23 protein-coding genes are annotated in these 24944 nt (G+C 65.8%); 14 read left to right on the top strand and 9 right to left on the bottom strand.

The window, feature by feature from the left end:
- Nucleotides 1-58 precede the first annotated feature (58 nt).
- From RE429_RS15130 to gmk, 6 genes are all read left to right on the top strand, one after another.
- The gene (locus tag RE429_RS15130) at nt 59-223 is read left to right on the top strand and encodes a hypothetical protein (protein ID WP_370438177.1); all 165 of its coding nucleotides are present in this window, start codon (nt 59-61) and stop codon (nt 221-223) included.
- A complete protein-coding gene (locus RE429_RS15125) occupies nt 216-452 on the top strand; it encodes an acyl carrier protein (protein ID WP_009764365.1) in 237 nt (78 codons plus the stop codon). The genes RE429_RS15130 and RE429_RS15125 overlap by 8 nt, the downstream gene beginning before the upstream one ends.
- 66 nt (nt 453-518) lie before the next feature.
- Nucleotides 519-1781 (top strand): beta-ketoacyl-ACP synthase II, encoded by a 1263-nt coding sequence (gene fabF / locus RE429_RS15120; protein ID WP_370438176.1) that lies wholly within the window; start codon nt 519-521, stop codon nt 1779-1781.
- A 95-nt stretch (nt 1782-1876) separates the two neighbouring features.
- Nucleotides 1877-3286, top strand: a complete 1410-nt coding sequence (gene mltG / locus RE429_RS15115) for an endolytic transglycosylase MltG (RefSeq protein WP_414471554.1) — start codon at nt 1877-1879, stop codon at nt 3284-3286.
- A 173-nt stretch (nt 3287-3459) separates the two neighbouring features.
- Complete coding sequence (locus RE429_RS15110) at nt 3460-4347, top strand: YicC/YloC family endoribonuclease (RefSeq protein WP_414471553.1); 888 nt, start codon at nt 3460-3462, stop codon at nt 4345-4347.
- Nucleotides 4348-4372: 25 nt separating this feature from the next.
- Nucleotides 4373-5002 carry a guanylate kinase gene (gene gmk / locus RE429_RS15105; RefSeq protein WP_414474217.1) on the top strand — a complete coding sequence of 210 codons (630 nt, stop codon included), beginning with the start codon at nt 4373-4375 and terminating at the stop codon, nt 5000-5002.
- A 181-nt stretch (nt 5003-5183) separates the two neighbouring features.
- Here the strand turns inward: gmk and rsmA are convergent, their stop codons facing one another.
- The 5 genes from rsmA to lptF are packed head-to-tail and all read right to left on the bottom strand — an operon-like array spanning nt 5184 to nt 11835.
- On the bottom strand, nt 5184-6041 hold the full coding sequence (gene rsmA, locus RE429_RS15100; RefSeq protein WP_414471552.1) for a 16S rRNA (adenine(1518)-N(6)/adenine(1519)-N(6))-dimethyltransferase RsmA: 858 nt from the start codon (nt 6039-6041) through the stop codon (nt 5184-5186).
- Entirely contained in the window at nt 6038-7054 is a 1017-nt protein-coding gene (pdxA, locus tag RE429_RS15095; RefSeq protein ID WP_414471551.1) for a 4-hydroxythreonine-4-phosphate dehydrogenase PdxA, read from the bottom strand. Before pdxA ends, rsmA begins: the two co-directional genes overlap by 4 nt.
- Complete coding sequence (locus RE429_RS15090) at nt 7054-9543, bottom strand: LPS-assembly protein LptD (protein ID WP_414471550.1); 2490 nt, start codon at nt 9541-9543, stop codon at nt 7054-7056. Before RE429_RS15090 ends, pdxA begins: the two co-directional genes overlap by 1 nt.
- 37 nt (nt 9544-9580) lie before the next feature.
- The gene (lptG, locus tag RE429_RS15085) at nt 9581-10666 is read right to left on the bottom strand and encodes an LPS export ABC transporter permease LptG (RefSeq protein WP_414471549.1); all 1086 of its coding nucleotides are present in this window, start codon (nt 10664-10666) and stop codon (nt 9581-9583) included.
- 2 nt (nt 10667-10668) lie between these two features.
- Nucleotides 10669-11835 carry an LPS export ABC transporter permease LptF gene (gene lptF / locus RE429_RS15080; protein WP_414471548.1) on the bottom strand — a complete coding sequence of 389 codons (1167 nt, stop codon included), beginning with the start codon at nt 11833-11835 and terminating at the stop codon, nt 10669-10671.
- 189 nt (nt 11836-12024) lie between these two features.
- Between lptF and RE429_RS15075 the strand changes: the two genes are divergently transcribed.
- From RE429_RS15075 to RE429_RS15060, 4 genes are all read left to right on the top strand, one after another.
- On the top strand, nt 12025-13515 hold the full coding sequence (locus RE429_RS15075; RefSeq protein ID WP_414471547.1) for a leucyl aminopeptidase: 1491 nt from the start codon (nt 12025-12027) through the stop codon (nt 13513-13515).
- 62 nt (nt 13516-13577) lie between these two features.
- Nucleotides 13578-14030 carry a DNA polymerase III subunit chi gene (locus RE429_RS15070; protein WP_414471546.1) on the top strand — a complete coding sequence of 151 codons (453 nt, stop codon included), beginning with the start codon at nt 13578-13580 and terminating at the stop codon, nt 14028-14030.
- 85 nt (nt 14031-14115) lie between these two features.
- On the top strand, nt 14116-15687 hold the full coding sequence (locus RE429_RS15065; RefSeq protein WP_414471545.1) for a S10 family peptidase: 1572 nt from the start codon (nt 14116-14118) through the stop codon (nt 15685-15687).
- Nucleotides 15688-15690: 3 nt separating this feature from the next.
- Complete coding sequence (locus tag RE429_RS15060; protein WP_414471544.1) at nt 15691-16071, top strand: hypothetical protein; 381 nt, start codon at nt 15691-15693, stop codon at nt 16069-16071.
- On the opposite strand, the gene RE429_RS15055 is transcribed toward RE429_RS15060, so the two are convergent.
- Nucleotides 16068-17300, bottom strand: a complete 1233-nt coding sequence (locus RE429_RS15055; RefSeq protein ID WP_414474216.1) for an MFS transporter — start codon at nt 17298-17300, stop codon at nt 16068-16070. The genes RE429_RS15060 and RE429_RS15055 overlap by 4 nt on opposite strands.
- Nucleotides 17301-17302: 2 nt before the next feature.
- Nucleotides 17303-19180: an ABC-F family ATP-binding cassette domain-containing protein gene (locus tag RE429_RS15050; RefSeq protein WP_414471543.1), complete on the bottom strand. Its 1878-nt coding sequence runs from the start codon at nt 19178-19180 to the stop codon at nt 17303-17305.
- Between the two features lie 131 nt (nt 19181-19311).
- On the opposite strand from RE429_RS15050, the gene RE429_RS15045 reads away from it, so the two are divergent.
- Nucleotides 19312-19449: a hypothetical protein gene (locus RE429_RS15045; protein WP_414471542.1), complete on the top strand. Its 138-nt coding sequence runs from the start codon at nt 19312-19314 to the stop codon at nt 19447-19449.
- Between the two features lie 75 nt (nt 19450-19524).
- Nucleotides 19525-20211: a Crp/Fnr family transcriptional regulator gene (locus tag RE429_RS15040; RefSeq protein WP_414471541.1), complete on the top strand. Its 687-nt coding sequence runs from the start codon at nt 19525-19527 to the stop codon at nt 20209-20211.
- A gap of 136 nt (nt 20212-20347) precedes the next feature.
- On the opposite strand, the gene RE429_RS15035 is transcribed toward RE429_RS15040, so the two are convergent.
- On the bottom strand, nt 20348-21031 hold the full coding sequence (locus tag RE429_RS15035) for a TetR/AcrR family transcriptional regulator (RefSeq protein WP_414471540.1): 684 nt from the start codon (nt 21029-21031) through the stop codon (nt 20348-20350).
- Between the two features lie 141 nt (nt 21032-21172).
- Here RE429_RS15035 and RE429_RS15030 point away from each other — a divergent pair, with 141 nt between their 5' ends.
- On the top strand, nt 21173-22387 hold the full coding sequence (locus RE429_RS15030; protein WP_414471539.1) for an HlyD family secretion protein: 1215 nt from the start codon (nt 21173-21175) through the stop codon (nt 22385-22387).
- Between the two features lie 17 nt (nt 22388-22404).
- Entirely contained in the window at nt 22405-23997 is a 1593-nt protein-coding gene (locus tag RE429_RS15025) for a DHA2 family efflux MFS transporter permease subunit (protein ID WP_414471538.1), read from the top strand.
- 205 nt (nt 23998-24202) lie between these two features.
- Here RE429_RS15025 and RE429_RS15020 read toward each other — a convergent pair whose 3' ends face one another.
- Nucleotides 24203-24697, bottom strand: a complete 495-nt coding sequence (locus tag RE429_RS15020) for a DUF2267 domain-containing protein (RefSeq protein ID WP_414471537.1) — start codon at nt 24695-24697, stop codon at nt 24203-24205.
- Between the last annotated feature and the right edge of the window lie 247 nt (nt 24698-24944).

Here is a 24944-nt window from a genome sequence, read left to right as displayed (position 1 = left end):
GGAATCTGTTCGCAGGTGCCGCTCGCCTCTCGCCAGACATGATAAGCTTGTGTTAAGCATGAGCCCGATCACGCCAAAGGGGTTGACCGGCGCACAAAAATACGGCTTTGCACGGCGCAAGGTAGCCGTTTCAGCGTTGTCAGCTGAGCAGCTGATCCGATTTCGATTTTTTAATCCGCCCGTTACTGAGGCGGCAGCCACTGAGGAAGAAAACGATGAGTGACGTCGCTGATCGCGTGAAGAAGATTGTTGTCGAGCATCTGGGCGTTGAGGCCGACAAGGTGACGGACAACGCGAACTTCATCGACGACCTGGGCGCGGACAGCCTCGACACGGTCGAGCTGGTGATGGCGTTCGAGGAAGAGTTCAACGTCGAGATCCCGGACGATGCCGCCGAAACCATCGTCACGGTCGGCGACGCGATCCGCTTCCTCGAGAAGAACGCAGCCTAAACTTTCGGCGGGCGTCGGGTGAACCACCCGACGCCCGATTTTTATTTAACGATAGGGTAGAACGTTATGCGCCGGGTTGTTGTTACAGGTCTTGGCATGGTCACGCCGCTGGGCAGCGGTGTCGATGCCACGTGGTCCCGCCTCGTGGAGGGGCAAAGCGGCGCGAAGAAGATCACGGACTTCCAGGTCGATGATCTCGCCTGCCAGATCGCCTGCCGGATTCCGGTCGGGGACGGCAGCAACGGCACGTTCAATGCCGATGAGTGGATGGAGCCCAAGGAGCAGCGCAAGGTCGATCCCTTCATCGTCTATGCGATGGCGGCCTCGACGCAGGCTCTGCGCGATGCCGGCTGGGCCCCGAAGACCTATGAGGAGCAATGCGCCACGGGCGTCCTGATCGGCTCCGGCATCGGGGGCATCGGCGGCATCTACGAGGCCTCGGCAACCCTGATCGAGCGCGGCCCGCGCCGCATCTCGCCCTTCTTCATTCCCGGCCGCCTGATCAACCTCGCGGGCGGTTACGTGTCCATCGAGCACGGTCTCAAGGGACCGAACCATGCCGTGGTCACGGCCTGCTCCACGGGCGCCCACGCCATCGGCGACGCGGCCCGCCTGATCGCCCTCGGCGATGCCGACGTGATGGTGGCCGGCGGAACGGAATCGCCCGTCAACCGCCTCTCCCTCGCGGGCTTCGCCGCCTGCCGGGCGCTCTCGACCAATTTCAACGACAGCCCCGAGAAGGGGTCCCGCCCCTACGACAAGGACCGTGACGGCTTCGTCATGGGCGAGGGCGCAGGCGTCGTCGTGCTGGAGGAGTACGAGCACGCCAAGGCCCGCGGCGCGAAGATCTACGGCGAGGTCATCGGCTACGGCCTGTCGGGCGACGCCTACCACATCACCTCCCCGTCGGAGGACGGCGACGGCGCCTATCGCTGCATGTCGGCCGCCGTCAAGCGCGCCGGCATCAAGGTTTCCGAGATCGACTACGTCAACGCCCACGGCACCTCGACGCCCCTCGGCGACGAGATCGAGCTCAAGGCCATCGAGCGCATCATGGGCGATGCGGCGGGCAAGCTCACCATGTCGTCCACCAAGTCGGCCATCGGGCACCTGCTGGGCGCGGCGGGGGCCGTGGAGGCGATCTTCTCGCTCCTCGCCATGCGCGACGGCATCGTTCCCCCGACCATCAACCTCGACAATCCGTCCGTGGAAACCGCGATCGACCTCGTGCCGAAGGTGGCCAAGCGCAAGCAAGTCGATGTAGCCTTGTCGAACTCCTTCGGCTTCGGCGGAACCAATGCTTCCCTGATCTTCCGACGCGTTGCCTGAGGACAACGCTTCTGCGTTACGGCTTTTCGCCATAATCACCACTAGGGTGTCGGACGAGTCGGGGGAGGCCCGGCCGGCACCAGAAAAGCATCGTGATGTTCGGACGTAAAAAGAGACGCACCCTGATTTCTGACCATGAGGCCGAGCTTCAGGGACAGGAACAGCCGCGCCTGGCGCCCCGCTCCCCGAGCGAGGCGCTGAAGCCGTCGCTCGCGCCGCCGCCGCCGCCGCGGATCCGCCGGCGCCGCGGGGGCATGCTGGCACTCATGAGCGGCCTGCTGACGCTGATCGTGGCCCTGGCCCTGGCGGGCGTGTTCGGCTTCACGATGCTGGAGCGGGAGATCACCGCCCAGGGGCCGCTTCAGAACGACAAGGTGGTGCTGATCCCACGCAATACCGGCACGAGCGACATCGCCTCGATCCTGAAGGAGGAAGGCGTCATCAATCAGCCGCTGCTGTTCGAAACCTATGCGCTCATCAACCGCCAGCGCGGTCAGCTCAAGGCCGGCGAATTCCAGTTCAAGGCGGGCGCGAGCATCCAGGACGCCATCGATACCCTCGTCCAGGGCAAGGCGATCCTTCACGCGGTCACCGTTCCCGAGGGCCTCACGAGCGATCAGATCGTCGCCCGGCTCTACGAGAACGAGATCCTGAGCGGCGACATCGCCGAGACCCCGCGCGAGGGAACCCTGCTTCCGGACACCTACAAGTTCGAGCGCGGCACGACCCGCCAGCAGATCATCAACACCATGCAGGCCGCCCAGCGGCAGATGCTCAACCAGATCTGGCAGCGCCGGTCCTCGGACCTGCCGATCAGGTCGCCGCAGGAACTCGTGATCCTCGCCTCCATCGTGGAAAAGGAAACCGGCCGGGCGGACGAGCGCACCCGCGTCGCGGGCGTGTTCATCAACCGCCTCCTGAAACGCATGAAGCTCCAGTCGGACCCCACCATCGTCTATGGGCTGGTCGGGGGCAAAGGCACTCTGGGGCGCGGAATCCTGCGCACGGAGATCGAGACGGCAACGCCCTACAACACCTACGTGATCGAGGGCCTGCCTCCCGGGCCCATCGCCAACCCCGGACGGGCGGCGCTCGAAGCCGTGGCCAATCCGTCGCGAACCAAGGACCTCTATTTCGTCGCCGACGGTTCGGGCGGCCATGCCTTCGCCGAGACCTACGAGCAGCACCAGCGCAACGTGAGCCGCTGGCGCCAGATCGAAAAGAACAAGCCTGCGACCGACAGCGATGCGGTCGACCGGATCGTGGATCCCGATGCACCCGTCCAGCCTGCCGCTCCGGGGCAATCCGGTGCGCTCGACGATGGGCTGTCCGAGCTGCGCGGGACGGCCAGCGCCCTGCCGTCCGGGGTTCGGACCGCGACCGGCGCCGGCGGCAAGCGGGCCCGGGGCTTCGATGCGAGCGAGGGCACGGACAAGGATCCGCTCAAGAACAAGACCTTCGATCTGACGAACCCGAAGAACGTTCCGGTCCTCACCCAGCCCTGATCCTGCGCGACCGGGCCGGCCGCAGGCTTCGGCATTCGTGCCGCTTTTCAGGCCGCGCATCCGTCGGGTCGCGCTTCGAAGGCCCTGACCCGCCAATAATCGGATCCACATTTTTGCGCGATGCGCTATGGTCGCGCCGATTTTCGTGATGAATGACGCCTGAGGTTCAGTGCATGTCGATTGCAAGCATGACCGGCTTTGCCCGCGAAGCCGGTGTGACCGGTCCTTACCAATGGGCCTGGGAGCTCAAGACCGTCAATGGACGGGGTCTCGAAGTGCGCGTGAGGACGCCGTCCGGGCTCGACGCCGTGGGCGAGGAGGCTCGCGGCCTGATCCTCAAGGCGCTCACCCGCGGGCAGGGGCAACTCAACCTTTCGATGTCCAGGGCATCGACCGCGCCCAGGCTCCGGGTCAATCAGGAGGTGCTGCAGTCCCTTCTCTCCGCCGTCGGCGGGCTGTCCCTCCCGGACAATGTGAAACCGGCCTCCCTCGACGGTCTTCTCGCCGTCCGCGGCGTCGTGGAACTCGACGAGGACGCCGTGGATCCCGGGCAGGACGAGGCGCTGACCGAAGCGCTCAAGGGCGGCATCACCCATCTGATCCAGGCGCTGAAAGCCGCCCGGCTGAACGAAGGCCAGGCGCTCGCCTCCGTCCTGAACCGGCAGCTCGACGCGATCGCCGGGCTCGTGAGCGACGCGGAAGCATGCCCGGCACGCCAGCCGGATGCCATTCGTGCGCGCCTCGAAGCGCAGATCGCAGAGCTCCTCGACGGCAAGGCTGCCCTCGACCCGGCTCGTCTGCACCAGGAGGCGGTGCTCATTGCCGCCCGCGCCGATATCCGCGAGGAGATCGACCGCCTGCGCGCCCATGTGGATTCCGCCCGCGGCCTGTTGGAGGAGGGCGGCCCGGTCGGACGCCGGCTCGATTTCCTGGCGCAGGAGTTCGGCCGCGAGGCCAACACGCTCTGCGCCAAAGCCAATGATGTGTCTCTGTCCAGGATTGGTCTTGAATTGAAGGCCGTAATCGAGCAATTCCGCGAGCAGGTTCAGAACGTGGAGTAATGTGGTGAGCCAAGATTCGAAGCCCATGGTCGGACGTCGCGGCCTCATCCTCATTCTGTCCTCGCCGTCCGGCGCCGGAAAGACAACGCTCACCCGCAGCCTCGTGGAGGATCGCGCGGGCGCGCTTTCCATCTCCGTCACCACGCGCCCCAAGCGGCCGTCGGAGATCGAGGGAAAGCACTATTACTTCATCGGCGTGGACGAGTTCCAGGCGATGCGCGAGCGCGACGAACTGCTGGAATGGGCCGAGGTGCACGGGAATTTCTACGGCACGCCGCGCAAGCTCGTCGAGAAGACCCTCGCGGGCGGCCAGGACATGATCTTCGACATCGACTACCAGGGCACCCGTCAGGTCCGGCAGAAGCTGCCGGACGATGTGGTGACCGTCTTCGTCCTTCCCCCGAGCTTCAGGGAGCTGAAGGCTCGCCTTGAGCGCCGGGCGGAGGATGCCCCCGAGGTGATCGCCAAGCGTCTCGCCAATGCCCGTATCGAGATGGAGCGCTGGGTCGAATACGACTACGTGATCGTCAACGAGGATCTGGGCGAGTCTTTCGAGAAGCTCAAGGCCATCCAGACGGCGGAGCGCCTCAAGCGGGACCGGCTCGTGGGACTTCAGGAGTTCGTCGAAGGCCTGCTGTCCGAGAAGATCGATTAGCGCATCGTGCGGAAAAGTGGGCCCGGCGCCCGGTCAAACGATGCGGCTCAACCAAGAACGGAGCTGATTTCCCTTACGGGAGATCAGCTCTTTTCTTTCGTCCGCCGCATTGTCGACGGCGAACCGGACCCCCTTCGCCGAAGAATGCCTCAGCTCCTGCCGTGCTCAGCTCCTGCCGTGCTCAGCTCCTGCCGTGCTTGGCGTCGAAGGCATTGGCCAGGGCGACATAACCTTCCACGGGCACGTTCTCGGCGCGAGTCGTCTCATTAAGGCTCGCGGCGGCAATCAGTGCAGCCGGATCGGGGGCGATCGCCTTCAGGCTCTGGCGCAGCATCTTCCGCCGCTGTCCGAACGCCGCGCGCGTGACCGCCTCCAGCGCACCGATGCGGCAAGGCAGAGGCGACGGTTTCGGCGTGAGGTGCACGATGCTCGAGGTGATCTTCGGCGGCGGCACGAAGGCCGAGGGGGGGACGTCGAAGAGGATACGGGCATCGGTCCGCCAGCCGCAGAGCACGCCGAGACGTCCGTAATCCTTCGGATCGTCCGGCGTGGCGACGATCCGCTCGGCGACTTCGCGCTGGAACATGAGCGTCAGGGAGGCCCACCAGGGCGGCCATGCCTCCCCGGTCAGCCAGCCGGTGAGAAGCGCCGTGCCGACGTTGTAGGGCAGGTTCGAGATGATGCGCACGAGCCCTTCGCCGGCCATCGGCCGGGGATCGAATTCGAGCGCGTCGGCTTCGATGACTTCCAGGCGCCCCGGGTAATGATCCGCGATCTCGGCCAATGCGGGCAGGCAGCGGCTGTCCCGTTCGATCGCGACGACCTTCTTGGCTCCGGCGGCCAGGATGGCGCGGGTGAGCCCGCCCGGGCCGGGCCCGACCTCGATCACCGTCGCATCCTCCAGGGCCCCGGCGGATCGGGCGATGCGGCTCGTCAGATTGAGATCGAACAGGAAGTTCTGGCCGAGCGACTTCTTGGCCATGAGCCCGTGGGTCCGGACGACCTCGCGCAGGGGAGGAAGGGTGTCGATCTGGCTCATGGAGACTTCGTCCGCGCACCGAGGCGCGCCGCGAGCTTGATCGCGGCGATCAGGCTGTCCGGGCGTGCGATGCCCTTGCCGGCGATGTCGAAGGCGGTTCCGTGATCGGGCGACGTGCGCACGAAGGGCAGGCCGAGCGTTACGTTCACGGCCTCGTCGAAGGCGATGGTCTTGATCGGGATGAGGGCCTGATCGTGATACATGGCGAGCGCCGCATCATAGCCCTTCCGGGCGCGCGGGTGGAACATGGTGTCGGCCGGGAAGGGCCCTGAGGCCGCAATGCCCTCGGCCCGCAGGGTTGCGACGGCGGGTGCGATGACGGCGCCGTCTTCCTTGCCCATGGCGCCGCTTTCCCCTGCGTGAGGGTTGAGGCCTGCAAGAGCAAGGCGCGGATCGGCAATCCCGAACCGCTCCCTCAGTTCCCGGGCCACGATGCGTCCCGTGGCGACGATCAGCTCGCTCGTCAGGGCCGCAGGCACGGACGAGAGGGGAATATGGACGGTCACCGGGACCACGGCGAGGTCTTGGCTCCAGAGCATCATCACCGGGTGATAGGACTGTCCGTCCCGGCCCGCGAGGGCGGCCAGGAATTCCGTATGCCCGGGGTGCCGGAACCCGGCATCGTAAAGCACGTGCTTCGCGATCGGATTGGTGACCACGGCACCGGCCTCGCCGTTGCGGACGAGCTCCACCGCCGTTTCGATCGCCTCGATGACGGATCCGGCGGATGTGGGATCGGGCTTGCCCGCCTCGGCCGATACCGCCGCCTTCAGCGGGATGACGGGCAGAGCGTGCGGAAAGACCGATGCGGCCTGCGCGGCGTCCACGACCGCCACCGGTACGGTCCAGCCCAGAGCCCTCGCCAGGCGTTCGAGATAGCCGGAATCCGCCAGGACGGCGAAGGGCGGCAGCGCGTCCCGCTCGCGCTGGAGCCAGGCCCGCAGGGTCAGCTCGGGCCCGATTCCGGCCGGGTCGCCTTGGGTCAGAAGGAGAGGGCGCGCCAGCCCGTTCACTATCTCGCTACACCTTCTTCGGAGGAAGCGCCGTCGAGGCGTTGGGTAAGCGAGGCGGCGCCGAGGGTCCTCAGTTCCAGGCTCAGCATCACCGTATGGTTCTGTTCTCTCTCGCCCGAACTGGTGGTCAGAGACCGCGGCCTCATGATGTACCGGACCGAGAAGGTCGTGCACTCGTCGATATAACCGACACCAAGCGACATGGAGCTCACATAGGCCCGTTCCACCGGCTCCGACAGGTACCGGTCGAGATCGAGGAGGACCGACCCTGAAATGCGCCAGTTCGGGGTAACGTTCCAGGTCGCAGTCCCAAGGAAGCCCTCGCGGGGGTTCAGGAAGCCGATCTGCGGCTGCTTCCCGTACCGCGCATAGGTCAGCGAGGTCGAGACCGGCAGATACGGGTCGAAAGTGGCGCGGAAGCCGGCTTCGATGCTGTTGACGCCGAAGTCCTCCTGATCGAACCGGGCACGGGTTACGAAGGAGAAGTTCTTGTTCGGCGCGATCTGGATGCGGCCCACATAGTCCGAAGCGCGCGTGTCGAGGCCGGAATCCAGGCCCACATTGGCCAAGTCGGGCTGGCGGAACGAGTTGCGGCCGGCGACCTGATAGGACTGGCCGAAGAGCACGTTGGCGTAGAAATTGTCGGCGCCGGTGACGGTGTACTGAACACCGAGATTGGCGCGAACGCCGCCTTCCACGCGATCGTAGCCCGAGAACTTGTCCCAATCGAACAGCGACGTGTCGTCGAAGATGAGGCTCTGCGCATCCTCGTTGGGAAGGTTGCCGATCCGGGTCTCGTTGGGACGGGCGATGATCTGCGCGATCGGTTCGAGCACCTGGCGGCCCGAGGTGCCGATATCGGCCACGAAGGGATACCGGTAATCGATTCCCACCGCCGGCATGGCGCGGAAGAGATAGTCGTTGTTGCCGTCAAGATAGTTGCGCAGATAGGGGTTCTGGTAGCCCTCGAAATCGGGCGCGATCCAGAAATTGTCGGCGCGGAAATAAACGAAGGGCGTCCAGACCTGGCCGACGGGATCGACGAATTCCCGGCGCCAGGAGGCGAGGACCGACGCACGGGACATGGTCCCGCTGGTGCCGCGAACCAGGCACTCCTCCTGCTCGAAGATCCGGCAGGTCTGGTAGATGCGGTCCACCAAGGCCTTGTTCAGTTTGGACAGCGGCTCGAACTGCGCAGCCTGTCGCGAGAGGCTGGTCACGTTCACGTTGAGGTCGAATTCGCCGCCGATGCTCGACGGCGTGGTCCGCTTGTCATAATCGAGGACCGGGTGAACGACGGGCTGCTGCTTCTGCCAGTCCTTCGTGGACAGGCCCTGGAAGTAGTATCCGCGCACGTCGAAGAAGGACCGGTCTCCCTGCCCCTGCAGATAAAGGGTCGAGACCGCCTCTTTCAGATAGAGCGAGGTGAGGTTCTCGTTGCGGATGTTGTAGTTGTCGAGGAACCACTTGTCCGAGACGAGAGTGATGTCCCAGCCCCATTTCCAGCGCTCGTTCAGATTGAACTGGCCCGCCGTTTCGAGCGAGCCGCGCCAGTCGCGATCGCCGCCGCCGCGGGGACCGGGAAGGAAGACGCCCGGATCCTGCTGCGAGATGCCGGCCACGCGGAGGTTGTAGGCACCTGTCTCGAGGCGATGCCGCCACTCCGCCTCACCGAGAAGGCCCTGGCGGGACAGGAAGGTGGGGGCAATTGTCAGGTCGTAGTTCGGCGCAATCGCCCAGAAAAACGGAATCGAGCCGCCGAAGCCGAGGGTGTTCGACACCACATAGCGGGGCGCGAGGAAGCCGGTCTTGCGCTTGACGGTCGGATCCGGAGTCCAGAAATAGGGCAGGTAGGCGACGGGCAGGCCGAGGAGCTCGAGGGTCGCGTCCTCGTAGTAGATCGTCTGCTCGCTGTTGTTGTGGATGATCTTCGCGGCCTTGACCTGCCAGAGGGGCGGCCGTTCCGGATGCTCCTTGCAGGGTTCGCAGGCCGTGTAGGTGCCGCGCTCGAAGACCGTCGTCTCGCCCTCCGCGCGCTCGGCCCGCGGCGAGGAGAAGCGGGTCGTGACCGGCCGGCCGTTGTCGACCGTGGTCTGAACCACCCGCAGCGAATCGATGAAGCCGTTCTTGAAGTCGTCCGTCAGCTCGAAACGGTCGCCCGTCACGACCGCGCCGCTGGTATCGGTGAGGCGGGCATTGCCCTCGGCATAGACCCGGCCGGTGTTCCGGTCATAGGTGACCCGGTCGGCCTGAAGCGTCTTGCCCTGATAGTTCATCTGGACGTCGCCGGTGGCCGAAATGGTGTTCTTGTCGTTGTTGTAGACGATTTCCTTGGCGTCGACGAACAGCCGGTCCTGGTTCGGGTTGGACTGCAGGCGCGAGCCGATGGCGTCGTTGAGCGACTGGGCCAGCACAGGCGTTGTTCCAACGGCGAAGAAAAGTGCCGTTGCGACCGCAGACATTGCGATCGATGCCTTGAGCCTCTGCATCCCCACTCCTCAACTCGGTTCTTATATGAGGACAGGCTCAGCCATCCTCTTGGTACAATAACGCCAAGGTTCCTAAAAGACTGCCTACTACAGCAGGGAGCCAGGCTGCAACAGCCGAGCTGATGATCCCGGAGGCCCCAAGCTCCGCCATTAGCTCAGTGGCGACATAAAGCATGAACCCGGCGGCGACGCCACCCAGAACCATCATCGCTACACCGCCAAATCGAAAGAATCTTAACGACACCGACGCGGCCACGAAGACCATGGCGATGAACAGCAGGGGGCGGGCCAGGAGAATGTCGTAGTGGAGCCTGTAGGCGGTGGTGTTGATCGCCGCCCGCTCCATCCGGTCGATGGTCTGCCGAAGGTCCCAGAACGGCACGGAATCAGGGGCGATGAAGCTCTGCTTCAGCTGCGACGGCTGAAGAAGGGACGCGATCAGGTATCGGTCGTGATTCTCCGGCTCTTCGGTGGCCGAGAGGACGCGGGCGCCTTTCAGCTCCCAGAAGCCTTCGTGGAGAGTGGCCTCCTTGGCCTCGATTCGATGGGTGAAGCGGCCATCCAGGTCAAACGTATAGACGGTGACGCCGACCAGAGTCGCGGTATCCGTGCGCGAGCCGTCCGCGCGGAAGATGGCGTGCCCGTCCTGGCTCTTTTGCCGCAGCCAGATGATTTTACCCGAAGTCTGGGTCGTGCGTGAGAAGATCCTGGTCTCCAGGTTCGCGGCCCGCTGCTTCAGGCTGGCGGAAACCGGATTGTAGACCGTGACCGACCCGACGCCGATGAGCAGGGCCACGAGAAGCCCCGGCTGGAGGAACTGCCAGGCCGAGATCCCGGCGGCGCGGGCCACCACCAGTTCGAGCTTGCGGCTGAGCTGCAGGAGCGCCGCCATGCTGCCGAAGAGCACCGCGAAGGGCATGACCTGCTCGGCGATGGCCGGCGTGCGAAACAGGGTCAGCCGGGCGATGAGGCCCGGCGTCGCGTGCTCGGCATCGCCCGCGCGGCGCATCAGCTCCACGAAGTCGATGGTATAGACGAGGGCGAACACAGTGGCGAAGACGATGAAGATCGTCTTGATGAACTGTCGAGCGAAGTAAAGTCCGAGCGTCCGGCCGATCAGCATGCTCAAGTTCCTTGGGTGGCCGGTTTGCGCGCCGGGCGCAGACCGCCGAGGGCCGAGCGGATCCTCGCGTAGGCGGCTCGCACTCTCGGCCCCTGGAAGATCAGCAGCAGGGAGGCGGCGATCGCTCCCAGCGGCGTCCCGTAAACGGCCGCGATCGCCGTGGGCGAGCGGACCACGGCACTGGACGCGGCAAAGCCCAGCACCCTGAGCAGGACGATCCCGGCGATGGCCATCGCTATGGCCAGACCGCGTCCCTGCCTCGTGGTCCGGGCTTCGCCCAGGGCGGCGAAGGCCACCATCATCATGGCCATGGGATAGAGCCAGGCGGAAAGCCGGTCGTGCAGCTCGGCCCTGAAACGACCCGTCTGGGCCTGATAGAGGGAGTCGCCCTCGTCGGGGAAGAGGAGCTGCGTGGTGCTGCGCTCGCGCGGCTTGTAGACGACCTCGCCGCCCTCCTGGTTGAAGGCGGCCAGATCCACCGCGTAGCGCTCGAAGGCGACAATGGAGGAATCCCTGCTCTTCGGGTTCGGGTCCTTGCGCTGCACGCTGCCCTTCTCGAGCACGAGATAAGCCTGCCCGTTCTGCTCGACGGTCTGGCCGCGCTCGGCCAGATAGACGATGGGCTTGGTCTTGTCGCGCTGGTCTTCCATGAAGATGCCGAGCAGGGCGTCCCCCGACCGCTCGCGGTAATGGAAGGTGATGCCGTTGTCCAAGGAGATGAACTGCCCTTCCTTGGCCATGGTGGCCACGAAGTCCGCCCTGATCCGCGTGAACAGCAGGCGAAGCTCCTGGAGGCTCGCGGGCATGAGGTAGAGGGAGATCATTCCCACCACCAGGCTGATGAAGACCGAGAGCGCGATGAACGGACGCAGCAGGCGCTGAGGAGCCATGCCGCCCGCGCTCATGACGATCAGCTCGGAATCGCCGTTCAGCTTGTTCAGGGTATAGATCGTCGCCATGAACAGGGCGACCGGGGCGATGACGCTGATGAGGGCCGGCAGCGACAGGCCCGTGACCGTCAGGAAGATGACGATCGTCTGGCCCTTGCCCGTCAGAAGATCGAGTTCGCGCAGGGCCTGCGTGATCCAGATGACGCCCGTGAGGGCGATCAGGCAGGCCGTGAAGGCGCTGAACGCGATTTTCAGGATGTAACGTTCGAGAAGTGTCATGAAGCCCTTCAGCCCCCCGGCGGGAAGGTCCTGGGTTACCCTGCCGCTTCGTCTTAAGGCAAGACGGCCGTTTTCAACAGCCTGAGATTGCGCCTATTTCACGGCGGGGCCCGGCATGCCCTATATGATGGCGGTCACCAAGAGCGAGCCGTTCCGAATCCGGCGCTCATGTCAAAGCAAGAGGGTTTCATGGCCGACAGCTTCAAGATCGACTTTCAGCCGTTCGGTAAGGTCGAGTCCGGCGATCTCATCATCTTCGTCGGGGACGACCTCCAGCCCATGCCGGCGGTTGCCAAGCAGATCGGCTCCAAGGCTGTCGATCTCATCGCCAAGGCCGCGGCCGCGGAGAATTTCAAGGGCAAGCCCAAATCCGCCATGACGATCGTGATGCCGAACGGCCTCTCGGTCGACCGGTTGATCGTGATCGGCGTCGGGGGCGAAAAGGACCGGGCGGATGCGGATTTCGTCCAGCTGGGCGGCCTGATCTCCGGGAAGGTCAACGGCAAGGCCGCGACCGTCATGGTCGATCTGCCCGGGATCGAGGTTTCACCCGAGGCGGTGGCCGATATCGCTCTGGGCATCCAGCTGCGCCGCTACAGCTTCGACCGCTACAAGACGAAGAAGGACGACAATGAGCGAAAGGGCGCGGCCCGCCTCGTCCTGAGCGTCGCCGATCCCGCCGCCGTCAAGAAGGTCTACAAGTCCCGTGAGGGCGCCCTGCAGGGGATCACGCTGGCGCGCGATCTCGTCAACGAGCCGCCGAACGTGCTCGGCCCCCAGGAGTTCGCGGCCCGGGCCCAGGAGCTCACGAAGCTCGGCGTCGAGGTCGACGTTCTCGACGACAAGGCCATGAGAAAGCTCGGCATGGGGGCCCTTCTCGGCGTGGCGCAGGGCTCGGCGCGCGGCGGGCGCGTCGCCGTCATGCGCTGGAACGGCGGCAAGGCCGGCGACAAGCCCATCGCCTTCATCGGCAAGGGAGTGGTCTTCGACACCGGCGGCATCTCGATCAAGCCTGCGGCCGGCATGGAGGACATGAAGGGCGACATGGCCGGCGCGGCCTGCGTCGTCGGCCTCATGCATGCGCTGGCGAGCCGCAAGGCGAAGGCGAACGTGGTCGGGGCCATCGGCCTCGTGGAGAACATGCCCGACGGCAACGCCCAGCGTCCCGGCGATATCGTCACCACCCTGTCGGGGCAGACCATCGAGATCATCAATACGGATGCGGAGGGCCGTCTCGTGCTGGCGGACGTGCTCTGGTACGTGCAGGACCGGTTCAAGCCCAAATTCATGATCGATCTTGCGACCCTGACCGGGGCGATCCTCGTCGCGCTCGGGCAGGAATACGCGGGTCTGTTCTCCAACAACGACGAATTGGCCGAACGCCTGACCGCGGCCGGCAAGGCGACGGGCGAGCGCGTGTGGCGCATGCCCGTCGGCCCGGAATTCGACAAGCTGATCGAGTCCAAATTCGCCGACATGAAGAACGCGGGCGGCCGTTTCGGCGGTTCGAGCTCGGCGGCCGCTCTGCTCCAGCGCTTCGTCAACGATGTGCCTTGGGCCCATCTCGACATTGCGGGCACGGCCATGGGTTCGCCGCAGACCGAGATCAGCCGCGGATGGGCCTCGGGCTGGGGCGTGCGCCTGCTCGACCGTCTCGTGCGCGACCATTACGAGGGTTGATGGTGCTCAAGGGTCCCGCGCTTCCCGCAAACATTTTGATCTGCAACGGAATGTAGGCGCCGATGGCCGAGGTCCTTTTCTATCATCTCCAGCAGCAGCCCCTCGAAGCGGTGCTGCCCACGCTGCTCATGAAGACCCTGGAGCGGGGCTGGCGCGCCGTGGTGCAGGTGACGACCGAAGAGCGCATGGCCGCGCTCGACGATCATCTCTGGACCTTTTCCGACGAGAGCTTCCTGCCGCATGGCACGGACCGCGAGGCCCATGCGGCGGATCAGCCGATCCTGATCACCCTGAGCGGCGACAATCCCAACGGGGCGGCGATCCGCTTCCTGGCGGAGGGGGCGGGCCTGCCGGGCGATATCGCCTCCTATCAGCGTCTCGCGATCCTGTTCGACGGTAACGATCGGCAGGCGCTTGCCCTCGCACGCGACCAGTGGCGGGCCGTGAAGGAGGGCGGCCACGATGCCACCTACTGGCAGCAGGACGATCGCGGCCGCTGGGAGCGCAAGGCGTGACGGAGAACACGACATGTTCATCGTCCGGCGGCTTGCAACTGCCGGCCCAGTCTCCAGTTTCCCGAAGGCCACAAGGATGACCGCCATGCTTCGAGCCTTTCGCCTGCCCGCCGCAGCCGCCCTTTGCCTGTCGTTTGCCGTGCCTCTCGCCGCTACGGCCCAGGAGCAGCAGCGCCAGCCGCAGCAACAGCAACAGCAACAGGCAGGCCAGCAGGACGGGCGCAGGTCGCGCCCCGACGGTCAGGCCCAGAGCCTGCCGCCGGACTCGGTGACACGTCACACGCTCGAGCTTCCGGGGCGGACGCTCCAGTTCACCGCCACGGCGGGACACCTGACGCTCACGGACCAGCAGGGTGCGCCGCAGGCCGAGATCGCGTTCGTCGCCTATGCGAAGGACGGCGCCGATGCCGCGACCCGGCCCGTCACCTTCGCGATCAATGGAGGACCTGGCGCATCCTCGGCCTATCTGCACCTTCTCGCCATCGGGCCGTGGCTTCTCCCGCTCGACGGGCCGACCATCAGCCCATCCGCGTCGCCGTCGCTCGTGCCCAACGCGGAAACCTGGCTCGACTTCACGGATCTCGTCTTCATCGATCCCCCGGGCACCGGCTACAGCCGCGTGGTCGGGGGCGATCAGGTGCAGGAACGGTTCTATTCCGTGCAGGGCGACATCGACGGGCTGGCGGCGTTCGTCATGCGCTGGCTGAAAGAGAAGAACCGGCTCACCTCGCCGAAGTTCTTCGTCGGCGAGAGCTATGGCGGCTTTCGAGGGCCGTTGCTGGCGCATAAGCTGCAGAACGACCAGGGCGTCGGCTTCAGCGGGCTGGTCCTCATCTCGCCGGTTCTCGATTTCGACTGGCTCGAAGGCGGTCCCGGCGCGCCGTGGACGGACGCGTCGCGTCTGCCGTCGCTCGCGGCGGCCGCGCTGTCGCGAAAGGGTCCGGTCTCCAGGCAGATGCTCCAGGAGGCCGAGGCCTACGCGTCCGGCGAGTACCTGACGGATCTCGTGCGCGGCCTGCAGGACAAGGCGGCCGTCGAGCGCATCAGTCGCCGGGTGGCGGAGCTGAGCGGCCTCGATCCGGACCTGGTCCGGCGTCTGGCGGGCCGCATCGACATGCGCACGATCCAGAGGGAAATGCGGCGCGGCACATCGGAGATCGTCAGCGCCTACGACACGAATGTGGCCGCCGCCGACCCGAACCCGACCAGCCAGTATCCCCGTTTCGCGGATCCCGTGCTCGATGCGATGACCGCCCCCCTGTCGAGCGCCATCATCCATCTTCTGACCGATACGCTGAATTACAAGGCGGAAGGACGCTACAATCTGCTGAACGGCGCGCTCAGCGGGTCCTGGCGCTGGGGCAATGGGCGGACGGGTCCGGAAAACCTCCAGGAACTGCGGCAGGCTCTGGCCCTCGACGGCAAGATGCGCGTGCTCGTCACGCACGGCTTCACGGATCTCGTGACCCCCTATTATGCTTCGCAGCTTCTCCTCGATCAGCTCCCCGTTCTCGGTCCCCAGAAGCGAGTGGCTTTGAGTGTTTACGAGGGCGGCCACATGTTCTATTCGCGACAGGCGTCGCGGCAGGCGTTGCGCACGGACGTGCAGCGGCTCTTCGATGAAGCCCTGCAGGCCCGGGCCGCCAATGGGGAGTGATCGATGCGTCTGAAGGTTTTGGCATGCGCGGCTCTCGCCGCCCTGGGGCTGTCGGCCTGCAATGGCACGAGTTCCGCACCCCGGGTCGCAGCGTCCGCCGCACCTGCTCCTGTGGCCATGGCCCCGTCGGGCCCCACCTTCGACGGGCCCCTGCTGGGCCCTGACGGCCGCTGCACCGGTCCGTCGACCGGCACGGCCGCCGCCATCGAACCCGGCATCGGCGAATGCGATCTCGTGCGTCTCAAGGGCAAGCCCGCCACGGACGTGCTCGTCGGCGAGAGCGGCAAGGGACAGCGCGAGGTGCAGGTACTCTATGCGGAGCCCGGCGGACGTGAACTGTACATGTTCGTCAACAACAAGCTCGAGCGCATGGTGAAGCCTTAAGGGCTTTTCTGCGTCCTCAGCCGCCCTCGAATCGGCAGCAGGCCGGCCAGCGTCAGCACGGCGAAGGCGGCGCCGGCCAGGAATGTGCCCTGCGGACCGACCTTGTCCCACAAAATCCCGGCGATCACGCTGGCTGCGAGAAGCGCGAGGCCCGTCACGAGGTTGAACATGCCGAAGGCCGTGCCGCGCAGTTCCGGCGGGGCGCTGTCGGCGATGAGCGTCGACAGGAGACCCTGGGTGAAGCCCATATGCGCGCCCCAGAGCATCACGCCGAGGGCGATGCCGCCGAGACCCGGCGCGAAGGCAAGAACGAGGTCGGCCGCGACGAGGAGGCCCAGCCCGATGGCGAGGATCGCGATGCGATCCATCCGGTCGGAGAGGGCCCCCGCCGGATAGGCCGAGAGGGCATAGACCACGTTCATGATGACGAGCACGATCGGCACCAGCGCCATCGGCACGCCCGAGGATTGTGCCCGCAGGATGAGGAAGGCCTCGCTGAAGCGCGCGAGGGTGAAGACGGTCGCGATCGCCACCACCCACCAATAGGTCGCGCCGAGTCGTGCGAGTTCGGACGGGTGCAGCGGCACGCGCACGCGCCGCAGACCTTCCGGACGCTCGGGTTCCCGGACCGCGAACAGAATCAGGGCGAGCGACAGGAAAGCGGGAATCACCGCGACCCAGAACACGGCCGTGAAGTGATCGGCCGTCAGCCACATGAGCGCGATGGCCAGGAACGGGCCGATGAAGGCGCCGACCGTGTCCAGGGATTGGCGAAGTCCGAAGCTCGCGCCGCGCAGATTCGCGGGGCTGATATCGGCGATCAGCGCGTCGCGCGGCGCACCTCGGATGCCTTTGCCGACGCGGTCGACGAAGCGCGCGCCGATGAGCCAGCCGACGGACGGCGCGAGGGGAAAGACGGGCTTCGTGAAAGCCGCGAGACCGTAGCCGAGGGCCGCCAGAAGCTTGCGCTTGCCGAGCCAATCGCTGAGGGCGCCGGAAAAGACCTTTGTGATGGAGGCCGTCGCTTCCGCGATGCCTTCGATGATTCCGACCGTCAGGGCGGACGTGCCGAGCACCGTCACGAGGTAGACCGGCAGGAGGGCATGGATCATCTCGGACGAGATGTCCATGAGCAGCGAGACGAAGCCGAGAGCCCAGACGCCGCTGGGAATCTCTCGCCACGGAGCCTTCCGCCCGGCCCCGGTTTCGGGCTTCGCCTCGTTCGGCATGATCAGGCGCTCGCTTCTTCGATGTCCCCGCTCACGCTCAGCCATTCCTCTTCCAGAGAGGCGAGCGTTTCGGCCGCCTCGGCGCGCATTTTCGAAAGCTCAGTGGCCTTCGCGGGATCCTTCAGGAAGGCCGTGCCGTCGCCGAGCGCCGTATCGACTTTCCCGATGGCCTCGGTGAGCTTCGCCATGCGCGCCTCGATGGCTTCCAGCTTCTTGCGCAGGGGCGCGAGCGCGGCGCGCCGTTCCGCGGCGGCGCGGCGCTCGTCGACTTTCGATGCGGCGGGAGCCGGCGCCCTGTCGCTCTGCTTCTGCGGATCGAGATCTCCCGACAGCACGAGCTGACGGTAATCGTCCATGTCGCCCTCGAAGGGCTTCACGGAGCCGTTGCCGACGATCCAGAGACGTTCGGCGCAGGCTTCGATCAGGAACCGGTCGTGGCTGACGAGGATCACGGCGCCGGTGTAGTCGTTGATGGCTTCCATCAGCGCGGTGCGGCTGTCGATATCGAGGTGGTTCGTCGGCTCGTCGAGGATGAGAAGGTGAGGGCCGTTGAAGGCTGCCAAACCCATGAGAAGGCGTGCCTTTTCGCCGCCCGACAGGGCCGAGACGGGCGTGTCGGCCTTCGCGCCCGGAAAACCGATCTGGGCGGTGCGGGCGCGGATCTTGGCGACGGGCGTCTCCGGCATGCGCTCGGCCACATGGTCGTAGGCAGTCGCCTTGGGATTCAGCTCGTCGAGCTGATGCTGGGCGAAATAGGCGACATCCATGCGCGAGGGTGTGCGCATGTCGCCCTTCATCGGCTCGAGCCGCCCGCCGATGAGCTTGCAGAAGGTGGATTTGCCGTTGCCGTTGGAGCCGAGCAGCGCGATCCGGTCGTCGGGCGAGATCGTGAGGTTCAGGCGGTCGAGCACGATGCGTTCGCCATAGCCGACCGCGCCGCCCTCCACGGTGATCAGCGGGGGCGCCGCGGGGCGCTCGGGGCCTGGAAGGTTGAAGGGCAGCACATCGTCTTCGATGATGGTGGCGATGGGTTCGAGCTTGGCGAGGCGCTTCACGCGCGACTGGGCCTGGCGCGCCTTCGAGGCCTTGGCCTTGAAGCGGTCCACGAAGGCCTGGAGGTGCTTGCGCTCGGCCTCCTGCTTGGCCGCCGCCTTCGCGGTGAGCTCGCGCTTTTCGGCATATTGCCTGGCGAACGACGTATAGCCGCCGCGATAGATGGCGAGCTTGCCGCGGTCGAGATGCAGGATGTGATTGACGCAGGTGTCGAGCAGCTCACGGTCGTGGCTGATGACGAGAACGGTGTGCGGATAGCGCCCCAGATAGTCGTAGAGCCACAGCGTGCCTTCGAGATCGAGATAGTTCGTCGGCTCGTCGAGGAGCAGCAGGTCCGGCTCGGTGAACAGCACGGCGGCGAGCGCCACGCGCATGCGCCATCCGCCGGAAAAATCCGAGCAGGGCCGCTCCTGGGCCTCCGCGTCGAAGCCGAGGCCGTGGAGGATCGCGGCGGCGCGGGCGGGGGCGGAATGCGCCCCGATATCGGTGAGCCGCATCTCGATCTCGGCGCGGCGGACCCCCTCGGCCGTCTGGGCCTCGGCGATAAGGGCGCTGCGCTCCCTGTCGGCGGCCAGCACCACGTCGATCAGGCGTTCGGGCCCGCCCGGAGCCTCCTGGGCCACGGCGCCGATGCGCATTCCGCGGGGCAGGGTGATGATGCCGCTTTCGGTGGGCAGGTCGCCCTGAATGATCTTGAACAGGGTGGTCTTGCCCGCGCCGTTGCGGCCGACGAGCCCCACCTTGCTGCCCGTAGGCAGGTTGAACGTGGCATGGTCGAGGATCAGGCGGTCGCCGATGCGATAGGTCAGGTCGTTGACGTGGAGCATGCCGCCTTTTGGCCCGTGACGATGGCGCTGGCAAGGTGCTTGCGGCCGGGAAAGCGAGCTTGGGCTTTGCGGCCGGGTGAATGAGCGAGGGCCGGATGCGGCGGGTCCGGTGACGCGGCTTCGCGGCCGCCATGGCCGCCCAGGCGCTCGCCGCCGACTACGAGGACGTGGAGGACCGCCTGATTGCCGACCATGCCCGTCTCGTCGTCGATACGCGCAATTGCCTTGCAAAAGCTGCGCTTGCGAATGACCGGACCGTCAAAGCCTGATAAGCTGAGCGTCAGGCCTGGACGGTCCGAAAATGTGACATAGTTATAGCCAGGGTTCGCTGTCGGGGAAAAGGCATGGCGCGGCTTGCCAATGTTCATCTGTTCAAGGGGCTGGATCTCGATCTGGCGCCCTTCGAGGCGCGTTCCAACTGGCGTCGCTTCGATCCGGACGAGGTTCTGGTCGATTTCGACGAACTTTCGACCGACGTCTACTTCCTCCTGTCGGGCGAGGTGCGCGTCCTCATGCGCACGGCCTCGGGCAAGGAGGTCATCCTCAACGAGATGAAGCCGGGCGAGGTCTTCGGCGAGCTGGCTGCCCTCGATGGCATCAAGCGCTCGGCGAATGTGACGGCGCTCACGCGGGGCGAGGCCTGCGTGATGCCCGCGACGGTGTTCAAGGAACTGCTCTTCGCGAACCGCCCCATCGCGGAACGTCTCTTCTGCCTCATGGCGTCCCGCCTGCGCGAGCTCAACGCCAAGTTCATGGAGCAGACGGTGCTCGACCTCAGGCACCGGCTCTACTCGGAGTTGCTGCGTCTTTCGGTGCCGCGCGGCGACAAGGGCGTCGAACGGGTCATCACCCCGCCGCCCTTCCACCATATCGTCGCGGCCCGCATCGGCTGCCGCCGCGAGCAGATCACCCGGGAATTCTCGATGCTGACCCAGGAAGGGCTGATCGAGCGGACGAGGGGGGCCCTGATCCTGCGCCAGCCGGACGTTCTGAAGGCCCGCGTCGCCGAGGCCATGAGGGCCGATCACTGAGGGCCGATCACTAGCGCATCGCGCGGCCCGCCGGGTCCGCTCGCAACGATGCGCTCATCGATGAAGGGAGCATCGGAGGGAAGCCCAAAAGTGCCAATCCACTTCCCGCGTCCGATACCCTAGCCTCTCTTGTACCCTAGCCTCTCTTGCCCGCGTCCGGTCCATAGGCCGCGAAGAACACGCGCACGGCGTTCTCCACATTGGTTGTGATCTCGTCCTGCGTCGGCGGGCCGCTGACGGCAAAGAGCAGGCGCCGCAGGATGCCGGAAACGCAAAGGTCGAGGAAATGCTGCGCGGCGATGCCGGTATCCTCGATCGACAGGCGCTCGGCCCGAACCTGGCGGTCGAAATAGGCTGCGAGGCGGGCCGCGCCCCGGCAGGGGCCGGCTTCATAGAAGGCCTGGCCGAGGGCCGGGAACTTGTCGGCGGCCCCGATGACCATCCGGATGGAGGAAATATGTTCCGGGTTGCCGACGAGGCTCAGGTAGGTATGGCCGAGCCGCGTGAGCACGGAGCGCACGTCGGGATCCTCCGCGTCCAGCTTGAAGAGAACTTCCGCCAAGCCCTGCTTCTCCTCGAGCGTCAGGGCAGCGAAGAGACTTTCCTTGCTGTCGAAGTAGACATAGAGCGTGCCCTTGGAGACGCCTGCCGCCTTCGCGATTTCGCCCATGCTGGCGCCATCGAAGCCGCTCGCCAGGAAGACCCGCCGCGCACCCTCCAGAATTTGGCGACGCTTGGCACTCTCCGGTCCATCCTCCGTTGACGGGGAGACGCCGGGGACGGCCGCTTCGGCGCGAGCGAAATCTTTCAGGTCGCTCATGTGCGTTTTGTCACCTCCAGGCTATTGACCGAACGGTTCGGTCAAATCATATGTGGCTCACTTAGTCATTATAGGTTAATGCCGCAAGAACGGATCGAAACTTTCGGTCGGAGCGGTTTGCGTTGTCGAAAAGAGGGTTCGATGGCTTATCGGGATGAGTTCGAGAAGGGCGGGCAGGGCATGTCCGGTCCCGTCATGGATCGACAGCCCGCCCAAGCTCGGGAAGCGGAACAGGCGATTAAGGCGGGGCAGGGCGCTCCGGCCCAGGATTCGGCTGCGCCCGCAAGGAAAAGGTCCCGCAAGAAGCCGGTGATCGCGGTCGTGCTGCTGGGCGCCTTGGCGTTCGGCGGCTACGAGGGCTATCACTGGTGGACGGACGGCCGCTTCATGGTTTCGACCGACGACGCTTATGTTCAGGCCGATATCACCATCCTGTCGGCCAAGGTCTCCGGCTACGTCTCCTCCGTGGCCGTCACGAACAACCAGGGCGTCAAGGCAGGCGATCTGATCGCCAAGATCGACGACGGCGATTATCGCTTCGCCCTGCAGGGGGCCAAGGACAAGCTCGCCACGCAGGAGAGCGCCATCGAGCGCATCGGCCGCCAGATCGAGGCGGGCCGCGCCTCCGCGACTCAGGCCGAGGCACAGATCCTGGCGGAGCAGGCGGAGCTCGAGCGCGCCGAGAGCGATTATGCGCGCCAGCAGCAGCTCGCCCGTTCCGACTACACCAGCCGCGCCTCGCTCGAAAACGCCAAGGCCGCCCGTGACAGCGCCCAGGCGAAGGTCAAGAGCGCCGAGGCGGCGCTCGCGGCCGCCAAGGCGAATGTCGACGTTCTCGCCGCCCAGCAGAACGAGGCCCGGCGCGTCGCCGCCGAGCTGCAGACTTCGGTCGACAAGGCCCAGCGCGACCTTTCCTTCACGGAAATCCGCGCGCCGGCCGACGGCGTGGTCGGCAACAAGGCGGTCGAGGTCGGCACCTTCGTCCAGCCGGGCGCGCGCCTGGCCGCCCTGGTGCCCCTCACCAGCGTGCATGTGGACGCCAACTTCAAGGAAACCCAGCTGTCCTATCTGCAGCCCGGCCAGAAGGTGAAGATCGAGGTCGACGCCTTCCCGAACGCCAATATCGTCGGCACGGTGGAGAGCGTGTCTCCCGCGTCCGGCGCCGTGTTCAGCCTGCTGCCGCCGGAGAACGCCACCGGCAACTTCACGAAGATCGTCCAGCGCGTGCCCGTTCGGGTGGCCGTGAGCCCCGAGGTCGCCCAGCAGGGTCTGCTGCGCCCCGGCCTTTCGGTCGTCGTCGACGTGGATACGCGCACATCCGCCGGGCCGCAGAAGACGGCCAACGCGACCCGATAGGATCAGAGCAAGCCGACATGGCCGCTTCCGCCGCCGTCACGACCATGAAGCCGGGCATCCCGGCCGCAAAGCCCGCGCCCGTGAGCGCGCGCAGGACCTTTGCATTCTTCTGCATGGTCTTCGGCATGTTCATGGCGATCCTGGACATTCAGATCGTCTCGGCATCGCTGTCGGAGATCCAGGCGGGTCTCTCCGCATCCTCCGACGAGATCTCCTGGGTCCAGACGAGCTATCTGATCGCCGAAGTGATCATGATCCCGCTCTCGGGCACGCTCTCACGGGTGCTCTCCACGCGCTGGATGTTCGTCATCTCGGCCGGCGGCTTCACGCTCATGAGCTTCCTGTGCGCGACCGCCGGCAACATCGACCAGATGATCGTCTACCGTGCGCTGCAGGGCTTCATCGGCGGCGGCATGATCCCGACCGTGTTCGCCTCGGCGTTCACGGTCTTCCCGCCGGAAAAGCGGCCCGTGATCTCGCCGATCATCGGCCTCGTGGCGACGCTCGCGCCCACCATCGGCCCGACCCTGGGCGGCTATCTGACGGACCTGTTCTCGTGGCACTGGCTGTTCCTCGTGAACATCGTGCCCGGCATCCTGGTGACGATCTCCACCTTCATCCTGGTCGATTTCGACGAGCCCAATCTCGATCTCTTCAAGAGCTTCGACTGGGCGGGCCTCGGCTTCATGGCGGCGTTTCTCGGCAGCCTCGAATACGTGCTGGAGGAAGGGCCGACCAACGACTGGTTCCAGGACGAGCTGGTGCTCGTCCTCACCATCGTGTGCGTCGTCGGCGCGGTGGGCTTCTTCTACCGGGCGTTCACGGCCAAGCAGCCGATCGTGGATCTGCGCGCCTTCGCCGACCGCAACTTCCTGGCGGGTTCCTCCTTCAGCTTCGTCATGGGCATCGGCCTCTACGGCCTGACCTATCTCTACCCGGTCTATCTCGGCCGCGTGCGCGGCTATTCCTCCCTGCAGATCGGCGAGACCATGTTCGTGTCGGGCGCGACCATGTTCTTCATGGCGCCGGTCGCGGGCATCCTGTCGCGCAGGATGGATCCCCGCGTCATGATGGGCATCGGCTTTGCGGCCTTCGCCTTCGGGACTTGGATGATGAGCGGGCTCACCAAGGACTGGGATTTCTGGGAGCTGTTCGTGCCTCAGATCTTCCGGGGCGTGGGCCTCATGATCTGCATGGTGCCCATCAACAACATCGCGCTCGGCACGCTGCCGCCGGAGCGCATCAAGAATGCATCGGGCCTCTACAACCTCACCCGCAATCTGGGCGGCGCGGTCGGTCTGGCGCTCATCAACACGGTTCTCAACAACCGCCTGGACCTGCATCTCCAGCGGCTGCGCGAGAACGTGAACTGGGGCCGCTCGACGGCGGTCGAGACGATGGACGCCATGACCCGGAAATTCCAGGCCCTCGGCGCCGATGCCAGCACGGCGGCGATCAAGAACCTGTCCAACATGGTCCGGCGCGAGGCGATGGTCATGTCCTTCGCGGATGTCTTCCTGCTGCTGACGGTGCTGTTCCTGGCCTTGATCCTTGCCTTGCCCTTCATCAAGAAGCCGCGCGCGGCGGCCTCAGGGGGCGGGGGGCATTAGCGCATCGAGCGCAAGAGTGGGGACCGGTTCTGCGTGAGAAGATGAAGACCATGGACTGACTGCATCGGATGGGGGCGATGTCACGTCCGGGGCAGCCGTCCAGACCTCCAAACCTCCAGCCCGGCCTTTGAGCCGGGCTTTTTTTCGGCCCGAGGCATTGCCCGTAAAGGCTCTTCTCGGCGGAATGCTGTTCCGGCCATGTCGTCTACGCTTCGCGGGAAAGGCGCGCCTCGTCGATTTCGATCTCGACGCGGGTGCGGTCGCCGAGCGACGCCCTCTCGGGCCAGAGAGCGCGAACATCCTCCGGCAGGGCATGCCGCACCTTTTCCACCTGTCCCTCCGGAAGATGTCGCGTCAGGACGGTGAAGACGGCACGGCACGCCTGTTCCGGCTCGACCGGGCGGGTGGAGCGCAGGTCTTCCCCGACGCGCTGGAGAAACTCGTCGAGCGTCCGGTAATGCTCCGGTGCGGAGGCCGGATGCCACCGGTCATAGAGCAGCCCACGTACGAGAAGCGGCAATTCCGCGCCGAGATGGGCCGTGAGCTCGAGGGGAATCCGGTCGCGGAGCGCCCGCAGAACGGAGCCCAGGACATGCCAGGCGACATGCCGGTCCGTACCGAGCGCCTCCATGATTTCCTTGAGCCAGGAATTCGTCGTGTGAAGGGTTTTGTCGAAAACTTCGAGACCAGTCGCGCTCATGGCGAACCTCCGTCGTCGCAATCGCCGACAGGCCCCGGCGCCCGCCGGCGTCAACCCGCGCTGGACTTAAGGTGTGGCGCTGGAGTTGGGGTTCTTCTTTTCGGCGGAGGGCGCCGGACCCTGTGGTTCCTTCGAGCCGCCGCCCCGTTGCTCGGCTCTTCGAGCAGGATCGCCGCCGGCGATCGGGTCGCGCCTGGTGTCGGGGCTGCCGGGCATCTGGAAACTCCTTCCGCCGATGATCCCGGAA

The sequence above is a fragment of the Microvirga sp. M2 genome (genome assembly GCF_047497095.1).
Classification (GTDB): Bacteria; Pseudomonadota; Alphaproteobacteria; order Rhizobiales; family Beijerinckiaceae; genus Microvirga.
Note: the sequence above shows the minus strand (reverse complement) of the source record. Positions and strands in the feature narration are given on the sequence as shown.

Excerpts from the sequence above, each read along its gene's own strand:
- RE429_RS15035 (WP_414471540.1), bottom strand. The coding sequence starts at position 21,031 with ATGAGCGACCTGAAAGATTTCGCTCGCGCCGAAGCGGCCGTCCCCGGC.
- rsmA (WP_414471552.1), bottom strand. The coding sequence starts at position 6,041 with ATGAGCCAGATCGACACCCTTCCTCCCCTGCGCGAGGTCGTCCGGACC.
- RE429_RS15050 (WP_414471543.1), bottom strand. The coding sequence starts at position 19,180 with ATGCTCCACGTCAACGACCTGACCTATCGCATCGGCGACCGCCTGATC.
- fabF (WP_370438176.1), top strand. The coding sequence starts at position 519 with ATGCGCCGGGTTGTTGTTACAGGTCTTGGCATGGTCACGCCGCTGGGC.
- RE429_RS15055 (WP_414474216.1), bottom strand. The coding sequence starts at position 17,300 with ATGCCGAACGAGGCGAAGCCCGAAACCGGGGCCGGGCGGAAGGCTCCG.
- RE429_RS15030 (WP_414471539.1), top strand. The coding sequence starts at position 21,173 with ATGGCTTATCGGGATGAGTTCGAGAAGGGCGGGCAGGGCATGTCCGGT.
- mltG (WP_414471554.1), top strand. The coding sequence starts at position 1,877 with ATGTTCGGACGTAAAAAGAGACGCACCCTGATTTCTGACCATGAGGCC.
- RE429_RS15060 (WP_414471544.1), top strand. The coding sequence starts at position 15,691 with ATGCGTCTGAAGGTTTTGGCATGCGCGGCTCTCGCCGCCCTGGGGCTG.
- RE429_RS15125 (WP_009764365.1), top strand. The coding sequence starts at position 216 with ATGAGTGACGTCGCTGATCGCGTGAAGAAGATTGTTGTCGAGCATCTG.
- RE429_RS15045 (WP_414471542.1), top strand. The coding sequence starts at position 19,312 with ATGGCCGCCCAGGCGCTCGCCGCCGACTACGAGGACGTGGAGGACCGC.
- RE429_RS15025 (WP_414471538.1), top strand. The coding sequence starts at position 22,405 with ATGGCCGCTTCCGCCGCCGTCACGACCATGAAGCCGGGCATCCCGGCC.
- RE429_RS15075 (WP_414471547.1), top strand. The coding sequence starts at position 12,025 with ATGGCCGACAGCTTCAAGATCGACTTTCAGCCGTTCGGTAAGGTCGAG.
- RE429_RS15020 (WP_414471537.1), bottom strand. The coding sequence starts at position 24,697 with ATGAGCGCGACTGGTCTCGAAGTTTTCGACAAAACCCTTCACACGACG.
- RE429_RS15090 (WP_414471550.1), bottom strand. The coding sequence starts at position 9,543 with ATGCAGAGGCTCAAGGCATCGATCGCAATGTCTGCGGTCGCAACGGCA.
- RE429_RS15130 (WP_370438177.1), top strand. The coding sequence starts at position 59 with ATGAGCCCGATCACGCCAAAGGGGTTGACCGGCGCACAAAAATACGGC.
- lptG (WP_414471549.1), bottom strand. The coding sequence starts at position 10,666 with ATGCTGATCGGCCGGACGCTCGGACTTTACTTCGCTCGACAGTTCATC.
- RE429_RS15070 (WP_414471546.1), top strand. The coding sequence starts at position 13,578 with ATGGCCGAGGTCCTTTTCTATCATCTCCAGCAGCAGCCCCTCGAAGCG.
- lptF (WP_414471548.1), bottom strand. The coding sequence starts at position 11,835 with ATGACACTTCTCGAACGTTACATCCTGAAAATCGCGTTCAGCGCCTTC.
- gmk (WP_414474217.1), top strand. The coding sequence starts at position 4,373 with ATGGTCGGACGTCGCGGCCTCATCCTCATTCTGTCCTCGCCGTCCGGC.
- RE429_RS15065 (WP_414471545.1), top strand. The coding sequence starts at position 14,116 with ATGCTTCGAGCCTTTCGCCTGCCCGCCGCAGCCGCCCTTTGCCTGTCG.
- RE429_RS15110 (WP_414471553.1), top strand. The coding sequence starts at position 3,460 with ATGTCGATTGCAAGCATGACCGGCTTTGCCCGCGAAGCCGGTGTGACC.
- RE429_RS15040 (WP_414471541.1), top strand. The coding sequence starts at position 19,525 with ATGGCGCGGCTTGCCAATGTTCATCTGTTCAAGGGGCTGGATCTCGAT.